We start from the raw sequence: 3,632 nt of genomic DNA, 5'->3' as shown, positions 1-3,632 counted from the left end.
ACGATCTGGCTCGTCGGCCCCCGCCTGCGCCAGGTCATGCTGCGTCTCCTGGAGACGATGGTCGCCTACCCGACGCTCATCTTTGCGCTCGTGATCGCCGCCGTGCTCGGCCCGGGCACCTCCTCGGCCGTCATCGCGATCGGGCTCGCCGGGATCCCCGGCTTCGCCAGGATCACCGCAAACCTCGCCGCGACGGTCATGCGCCGGGACTTCGTCTCGACCGCGCAGCTGCTCGGCGTGAGCCGGGTCCGCCTCGCCACGCGACACCTGCTGCCGAACATGGCGGAGCCCCTGCTCGTCGTGGGCACCACGAACTTCGCGGCGACGCTCGTCGACATCTCCGGGCTGTCCTTCATCGGCCTCGGCGTGCAGTCGCCGAGCTTCGACTTCGGTCGCCTACTCAACGACAGCCTGGCCGCGATCTACACCCAGCCGCTGCAGGCCGTCGGCCCCTCCGTCATGATCCTGCTGACGGGCCTCGCCTCAATGCTGATCGGCGACGGGCTCGCGGGCAGCGTGGACCCCCGGTACCGGATGAACTCCCGGCTGGGCTCGATCGGCCGCCTGCCCGGCAGCGCCGCGGCCCCCGCCGCCCCGGAGCAGCTGGTCAGCGTCCGCGACCTCACGATCGCCCGCCAGGACGGCGGGGAGCTCGTGCGCGGGATCTCCTTCGGCATCGGGCGGGGCGAGATTCTGGGCCTCGTCGGAGAGTCCGGCTCGGGCAAGTCCCTGACCGCGATGGCCCTGGCCCGGCTCACCGCCGACGAGCTCAGCGTGCGCGCCGCGGACCTGAGCGTCGGCTCGCTCGACCTGCTCGGCTCGCCGAGCGCCCGGGAGCTGGCCACCGGCATCAGCATCGTGTATCAGGATCCGGGCACGACCTTTAACCCGGCCCTGAGGATGGGGCCGCAGCTGACCGAGGTGCTCCGCAGCCACGGCAAGCTCTCCCGGCGCGAGGCGGACGAACGCATTCTCGACTCCCTCCGCGCCGTGCAGATCACGCAGCCAGAGCACCGGCTGCGCCAGCACCCGCACGAGCTCTCGGGCGGCATGCGCCAGCGCGCAATGATCGCCGCGGCGCTCGCCAACCGCGCGGAGCTCATCATCGCCGACGAACCCACCACGGCGCTCGACGTCACGGTGCAGGTCGAGGTGCTCCGCCTCATCCGCGAGGCCAACGAGCGGGACGGGGCCGCCGTGCTCTTCATCTCGCACGACATCGGGGTCGTGGAGGCGCTCTGCGACCGGATCCTCGTCATGCGCTCCGGGGAGATCGTGGAGGAACTGAGCCGCGCCCAGCTGCTCGCCCGCGAGGTGACGCACCCGTACACGCGGGCGCTACTCGAGGCGACGCCGACCCTGAAGTACGAGCCGATGGACGCAGCAGAGGAGATCCAGCCGTGACGAAGACCGTGACCGCGCAGGCGGGGGGCCGCGCCACCCCGGCGATCAGCGCCCAGGAGATCGACCTGCACTACGGCCCGGCCCGCGTCCTGCGCGAGGTCAGCTTCGACATCGACCCCGGGCAGGTTGTCGGCCTCGTGGGGGAGTCCGGCTCGGGCAAGAGCACCCTGGCCAAGGCCATCGTCGGCGTGGAACGGATCAGCGCGGGCACCCTGACGGTGCTCGGCGAGCCGGCGGGGGCCGCCCGCGGCCAGAGCGGATACGCGCTCCGTCGCCGCGTGCAGCTCATCCCGCAGGACCCCTTCTCCTCGCTGAACCCGCGGCGCACGATCGGGCAGACGATCGCCGAGGCCATCGATCCGCGCCGGAGCTCGCTCGCCGGGCACCGGGACGAGATCGTCGCGCTGCTCGAACGGATGCAGCTGAGCGCCGACAGCATCGACCGGCTCCCGCACCAGTTCTCCGGGGGCCAGCGGCAGCGGATCGCCATCGCGCGGGCGCTCGCGGTGGGGCCAGAGCTGATCATCGCCGACGAGATCACCTCGGCGCTCGACGTCTCCGTGCAGGCGGAGATCCTCGCGCTGCTCGACGAGCTGCTCGCCGACTCCGGCATCACGATGCTGTTCATCTCGCACAACCTCGCGGTCGTGAGCCAGCTGTGCACCGACGTGATGATCATGCGCTCCGGGGAGCTCGTCGAACACGGCGCGGTGGCTGAGGTCTTCGTGCGGCCCGCGCACCCCTACACCCGGAGACTGCTCGACTCGATCCCCGGAAGCCCGGGCTTCTCGCTCGAGCGCGCGTGAGGACGGCGCAGCCACGAAGCCGTAGACTGACTCCCATCGAGGCGGGGGCGGACGAAGGAGAGACGATGCTGCGGACCCTCAAGGGCCTGGATGAGGTGGACCTGAGCATTCTGGAGGCGCTCGTGCTCCAGCCCCGGGCCTCCTGGTCGCTCATCGGGTCCGTGCTCGAAATGAGCCCCTCGACCGCCTCCCGCCGCTGGGAGGCCATGCGCGAGTCCGGGATCGCGTGGATGAGCTGTTACCCGGGCGCGGACTTCCCGCACCGGACCCACACCTTCGAGGTCGTGGTGCGGTGCGCGCCCGAACGGATCGCCTCGATCGCCGCTGCCCTCGCCCAGCACCCCGTCGTGATGTCCCTCGTGATCGTGAGCGGCGACTGGGACCTGCAACTGACCTGCATGATCGTCGACGGGACGCGCGTGCAGGACTTCCTGCTGGAGGACATCTGGGACACCCCGGGGATCGTGCGCCGCAAGGCCTCGGTGGCCACGGAGCTCTTCGCCGAGGGCCGGGACTGGAAACTCGGGGCGCTGTCGGCCCAGGAGAGCCAGCTGCTGCGCAAGACCCCGCGCGGCGGGGCGGCCTCGCCCGAGCCCGGCGAGCTGCAACTGGGCATCATGAGCTATCTGCAGGAGGATCCGCGGATGAAGGCGCTGCACATCGCCGACCGGCTCGGGGCCTCGGTGGCGACGGTCAGCCGCCACATCGAGCAACTGATCTCCGGCGGCCAGCTCGTCCTGCGCACCGAGGTCTCCTCCCGGGTGGAGGACTGGCCCATCTCGGTCGGCATGTACGTTGACGTGCCCGCCGCCGCGCTCGGCCGCGCGGGCCGCCTGCTCGCCGGGCTGGCGAACTGCCGCCTGTCGATGAGCGTGCTCGCCCCGGGCTGGAACCTCGCGAGCGTGCACTGGCTGCGCACCCACGGTGAGGTGCACGAGATCGAGCGTCGCCTCCAGGAGGAGATTCCGCAGGCCCGGGTCGTCACCCGCTCCTTCCGGCTCACCGAGGTCAAGCGGGCCGGCTGGCTGCTCGACGAGCAGATGGCCCCGACGAGCCGCGTGCCCATGCGGCTCAGCAGCGGCGCGCTCGCGCTCGACTGAATCGCTGCTGCCTGGCCGGGCCCGCGGGCGTGAATCGCTGCCGCCCCGGCCGGGCCCGCGGGCGTGCGTGGCTGCCGCCGCCGGCCCGTGGCTGCCCTGCAGAACGAAACACCCGGCCCCCGCGGAGCGGGAGCCGGGTGCGTTCGGTCTCGGGTCAGGCCCCGGGAGCGGCTTCGTAGCAGAGGCGGTGCAGCGTCTGCGCCAGCAGCTCGATCCCGGCGACGATGTCCTCCGTGCTGGAGAACTCCTCCGGGGTGTGGCTGCGGCCCTCGAAGCTGCGCACGAACACCATCGCGATCCGGGAGCGTTCGGCCATCTGCTG

Annotated in this window: 3 protein-coding genes and 1 pseudogene; 3 read left to right on the top strand and 1 reads right to left on the bottom strand. The window is 71.7% G+C overall.

Features of this window, described 5'->3' with window-relative positions:
- The 3 genes from OOT08_RS01805 to OOT08_RS01795 form a co-directional block, all read left to right on the top strand.
- On the top strand, positions 1-1,404 hold a 1,404-nt coding region (locus OOT08_RS01805; RefSeq protein ID WP_325090856.1), incomplete at its 5' end, for a dipeptide/oligopeptide/nickel ABC transporter permease/ATP-binding protein.
- A complete protein-coding gene (locus OOT08_RS01800; protein ID WP_325090855.1) occupies positions 1,401-2,210 on the top strand; it encodes an ABC transporter ATP-binding protein in 810 nt (269 codons plus the stop codon). The genes OOT08_RS01805 and OOT08_RS01800, both read left to right, overlap by 4 nt.
- A 65-nt stretch (positions 2,211-2,275) precedes the next feature.
- A complete protein-coding gene (locus OOT08_RS01795) occupies positions 2,276-3,310 on the top strand; it encodes a winged helix-turn-helix transcriptional regulator (RefSeq protein WP_325090854.1) in 1,035 nt (344 codons plus the stop codon).
- Positions 3,311-3,464: 154 nt separating this feature from the next.
- On the opposite strand, the pseudogene OOT08_RS19035 reads toward OOT08_RS01795, so the two are convergent.
- Positions 3,465-3,632, bottom strand: a pseudogene (locus OOT08_RS19035) (hypothetical protein); the annotation flags it as partial.

It is taken from the genome of Leucobacter sp. M11 (assembly GCF_035726885.1).
Classification (GTDB): domain Bacteria; phylum Actinomycetota; class Actinomycetes; order Actinomycetales; family Microbacteriaceae; genus JAPFRB01.
The sequence above is the reverse complement of the archived record's forward strand: the minus strand, read 5'-3'. Positions and strand labels throughout refer to the sequence as shown.

Coding starts and splice junctions, on each gene's coding strand:
- OOT08_RS01795 (WP_325090854.1), top strand. CDS start 2,276: ATGCTGCGGACCCTCAAGGGCCTGGATGAGGTGGACCTGAGCATTCTG.